8 protein-coding genes are annotated in these 3,814 nt (G+C 48.9%); all 8 read left to right on the top strand.

The annotated features are described in order from the left end of the window. Positions 1-381 (top strand): hypothetical protein (locus BG32_RS12185; protein ID WP_259459719.1); only part of this gene is annotated, 381 nt, incomplete at its 5' end. A gap of 499 nt (positions 382-880) precedes the next feature. Next, a complete protein-coding gene (locus BG32_RS12180; protein WP_006486873.1) occupies positions 881-1,246 on the top strand; it encodes a hypothetical protein in 366 nt (121 codons plus the stop codon). A 78-nt stretch (positions 1,247-1,324) separates the two neighbouring features. Continuing rightward, the gene (locus BG32_RS15650) at positions 1,325-1,486 is read left to right on the top strand and encodes a hypothetical protein (protein WP_006486869.1); all 162 of its coding nucleotides are present in this window, start codon (positions 1,325-1,327) and stop codon (positions 1,484-1,486) included. Positions 1,487-1,502: 16 nt separating this feature from the next. Continuing rightward, on the top strand, positions 1,503-1,712 hold the full coding sequence (locus tag BG32_RS15435) for a hypothetical protein (RefSeq protein WP_147435012.1): 210 nt from the start codon (positions 1,503-1,505) through the stop codon (positions 1,710-1,712). After that, a complete protein-coding gene (locus tag BG32_RS12175; RefSeq protein WP_147435010.1) occupies positions 1,699-2,130 on the top strand; it encodes a PHP domain-containing protein in 432 nt (143 codons plus the stop codon). The genes BG32_RS15435 and BG32_RS12175 overlap by 14 nt, the downstream gene beginning before the upstream one ends. Beyond that, on the top strand, positions 2,108-2,470 hold the full coding sequence (locus tag BG32_RS12170; RefSeq protein WP_041928114.1) for a hypothetical protein: 363 nt from the start codon (positions 2,108-2,110) through the stop codon (positions 2,468-2,470). Before BG32_RS12175 ends, BG32_RS12170 begins: the two co-directional genes overlap by 23 nt. Beyond that, positions 2,458-3,468 carry a Gfo/Idh/MocA family protein gene (locus tag BG32_RS12165; RefSeq protein ID WP_121526910.1) on the top strand — a complete coding sequence of 337 codons (1,011 nt, stop codon included), beginning with the start codon at positions 2,458-2,460 and terminating at the stop codon, positions 3,466-3,468. Before BG32_RS12170 ends, BG32_RS12165 begins: the two co-directional genes overlap by 13 nt. Before the next feature lies 1 nt (position 3,469). Next, positions 3,470-3,814: Gfo/Idh/MocA family protein (locus BG32_RS12160; RefSeq protein WP_147435008.1), on the top strand; the 345-nt coding region annotated here is incomplete at its 3' end.

Raw genomic sequence — 3,814 nt, 5'->3', positions numbered from 1 at the left:
CAGCCGAGCTTACCTATGAACTTGGATAAATGCCACATAGGCATTGTTTTGCATGGTTCTTTTTGTCAACAACGCTTGGCCGTTAACTTAGTTCTTGAGGATGCAAAGGTGATCGCTTTGAGAGAGAAAGAGAAAGAGATAGTGAAAAGGCAGATCAAGGAACTTGTGTCAGAGTACGCTGAGAAAGTTCTATGCAGCAAGGCAGAAGCTATACTAGACAGCAACCTGCTCAAGGACGAGGAAATTGAGGATCTGATTCAAGATGGCAGGGCATATACAATGGCTATTGCGCTGATTAACGACTGGTTGCTTTCCCTGCCATATCCTCTCGAAGGCAAGTCATACAAGAAGCTAAGAAGGCTATTAGAAAAACTCAGATAGAACCCGGACTTCAATTTTCCGTTCTCTGAGCGAGAAAAATCACATTGCAACAAAATCCGATGAAATAGGCAACTCTGTAACTGTTCAACATGATTCGTCCAACAAAATGCAACTTGCTCCGTCAACACGACCAAGGTCAAAAGAAAAGCAGTTTAGCTTAGTTACATCAAAGAGCAGCCCTTCCCCCGGCTGCTCTTTGAATTATTGGATGCATAATTGTAAGAGCTGAACAACCCCAGAAGAAAGAGACTTCTTGATAATCAGGAATAGGCTAAAATTACGAACAGATCTGCTCATATTAAAACAATCTAATCTTCTTCGATAGAGAAACCCACCAGTCTACTCTAATCACGGACTATTAGCTGAAACCCGTTTTCTCCCAAACCACCGTTTTGTTATACTTTAATTAAGATGAAGACACAAGTGAGAGTCCATTTCTGTTTCTCACCGTAGTTCATTTTTTCTCAGCATAAGTGTTCTTAAGTCAGGCGGATTGACCATGAAGAATTCAGTGAGATTCGTGCGTGCCTTTGCAACGACAGAAGGGGAGTTTAGCAGATTCAACGAAGATAATCAGATCGATGAATTCTCCAGATCTTTGAGAGGTTTGTCGAAGAGTGACAAGGTTCTCAGGAGCTTTCTCGAGGTTCTTCTGGAATATTCAGAGTTACGCAACGCGATAGTCCAGACAGTAACAGCCGATACCGGACCTATCGCAGAGCCACACGGCGAAGTAGTTCAAGACATAGAGCGGATCGCTCGTATGCTCAATGATCCGCCAAGGATTACTTCTGTATTTGGATACGAGAAAGTAGCGAAGATAGACACAAATGACAGCCTGGAAAAGGCTAAAGATTATTGCTGAAAAATCATATTCTCAGATCCCTGTATACCATGGTGATCAATTCAAAGGAATCCTGACGACAAGCGCAATAGCCGATGGATGGCAGGTGCAAGTGAAGAAGTAAGGGTAAACATAAGGAAAACGTGGGCCCGTAATGTGATGGAGTATGCCGAAGAAGACGAGACCGTGGAATTTGCAAACAGAAAGGCAACCCTATCGAATATCGTCGCCTCATTTGGTGAATTCAGAGCTCTTGGATAAAGACTCAAGGCCATATTTGCGACCGAAAACGGGAGGATTCGGCTATCATGGAACCGAGGGCGAGGAGGGAACCGTGATCGCTTTCTGGGGTAGCATGATGAAACGCTGCAGAATACCTGCGGCAAAGCTGGTTGATATCGTGCCGATGACATTGAAGATTCTCTCTATAGAAAGCGAAAGGAAATTCGATGGTGAAAACATCTGGAGCTGTGATGATGAGCGTTGATTTCGATTTTCATACGGTCTTTTCCGACGGTTCGATGTCCTTCAAGGAGTTTCTGACAGCGCTCCGTAATGCCGGTCTGTCGAAATGCGGGATAACCGATCACTTCGAAACGGGCTTGCCCCATTCGGTGGCCGTGTCGGAGGCTCATTATATGGATCTGTTCAACCGGTTCAAAGAGAAAGCGAGAAAGTCTGGCATAGAGGTTCTTCTGGGCGGCGAAACGGGGTTGGGACCGGACGGCTTGATGCTTCCGGCGAAGGTACCGCCCTTCGATTTCTTGATCGCCAGCGTGCACAGGGTAAACTGGAGGCATAAGAGCGAATCCGACTACTGGAGAGAGTACAGGACTTACATAGAGCGCGGAATAGAAAAGGGAGGCTTTCAGGTTCTCGGCCATGTCGAGGGATACCCTTCCTGACGCCTCTTGGAGCGAGCAGCCCTTCGATGAAAGGCGCGAGATCGAGCGTTACTACGCCGCGAAGTATCTCGCCCTCGACTGGTACGCCTCGATAGGTCCGGCCCTCGTAAAGAGCGGCGTGGCCGTGGAGATTCACGAAATGTCCGCATCGCCCAGGCTTGAGGTGATCGATCTCCTCCGGCGCAGGGGCGTGCGGTTCTCTTACGGGACCGATTCGCACGGTCCGGAACAGCTTTTGAAGAGAGAGTTCATAACCAGAGTGTTGAATTGCATCGGATTGAACGAAGCCGACATATTCAAACCGGAAGAGAGAAAAGGAGGAGCGAGATGCATTCGATAGCGATACTTGGAGCGGGGATGATGGGAAACGTCCACGCGAGGGCCTACAGGGCCATCGATCAAAGAAATTCCCTCTGGATAGTCGATCCAGTCGAAAGCAGGGCAAAGGCGATCTCAGAAAAATACGGAGCGACCGTCGCCAGCTTTGAGGAGATTCTGGAAAACAGCAGTGTAGACATTGTAGATATCTGCACGCCGACATTCACGCACAGGGAACTTGCCGTCAGGGCGCTTGAGGCCGGCAAGCACCTCTTCTGCGAAAAGCCAGTGGCGCTAACTCTTGAAGACGCAAGGGCAATGGACGGGGCGGCCAAAAAGAGCGGAAGGAAATTCATGGTGGGCCACGTTGTACGCTTCTTTCCGCAGTATATAAGAGTTAAGGAACTTGCTGCCGCCGGAGACGTGGGTGAAATTGTAATGGCAAGGCTTTACAGGGGAGGTTCATTTCCCTCTCACGGTATAGACAACTGGTTCGCCGATATTACAAAGAGCGGGGGCGTCTTCGTAGATCTCTCAATACACGATTTCGACTTTCTCAGAAAACTGCTGGGCCCCGTGAAAACCGTCGAAGCGAGGTCAGTAACGCTGAGCTCGGAGAGGAAGAAAAACTCTTTCGACCATGGCATGGCGATTCTGAGGTTCGAATCCGGCGCCCTGGCACACATCGAAGGCAGCTGGGCCGAACCGGCCGGGATGCCTGTTAATTTTGGAACGTTCTACGAATTTGTCGGCACTAAGGGAATGATAACCAACAGCTACGAGAGAGAGACGATGCTTCGTCTGCAAACTTCGATCGATGGAAAGCCGAGATACTTGCAGGAGAATCCGGCCTATTTTGATCCGTACACCGAAGAATTGAAGTCCTTCATACTCTCAGTAGAGAAAGACAGAGAAGTCCCCGTTAACGGGCAAGAGGCCATAGAATCGTTGAGAGTCGCGCTGGCGGCCAACATGTCTGCAAAACTGCACAGACCGGTCGAGCTTTCGGAGGTGTTTTGAGATGACGAAAATCGCGATCCTAGGTATTGCACATATGCACGGTTACAGCTATGTGAGAGCCTTGAAGAGAATGAATGATATCGAGATAGCGGGGCTTTACGATGAGGACAGATCCAGGATGAACAAAGCTTGCAAAGACCTGGGCATAAAGCCCTGTGAAAAGCCAGAAGAACTCGTCGCTCGGAGCGACGGTGTGATAGTAACGAGCGAGAACTCTACCCACAGGGAGTTCGTCGAGATCGCTGCCGGAGCCGGAAAACACATTCTCTGCGAAAAGCCGATCGCGACAACCGTAGAAGACGCGGAGGCGATGATTGAGATTTGCCGCGAGAACAATGTGAAGCTT

Source organism: Mesotoga sp. HF07.pep.5.2.highcov, from assembly GCF_003666285.1.
GTDB lineage: Bacteria > Thermotogota > Thermotogae > Petrotogales > Kosmotogaceae > Mesotoga > Mesotoga prima.
The sequence above is the reverse complement of the archived record's forward strand: the minus strand, read 5'-3'. Positions and strand labels throughout refer to the sequence as shown.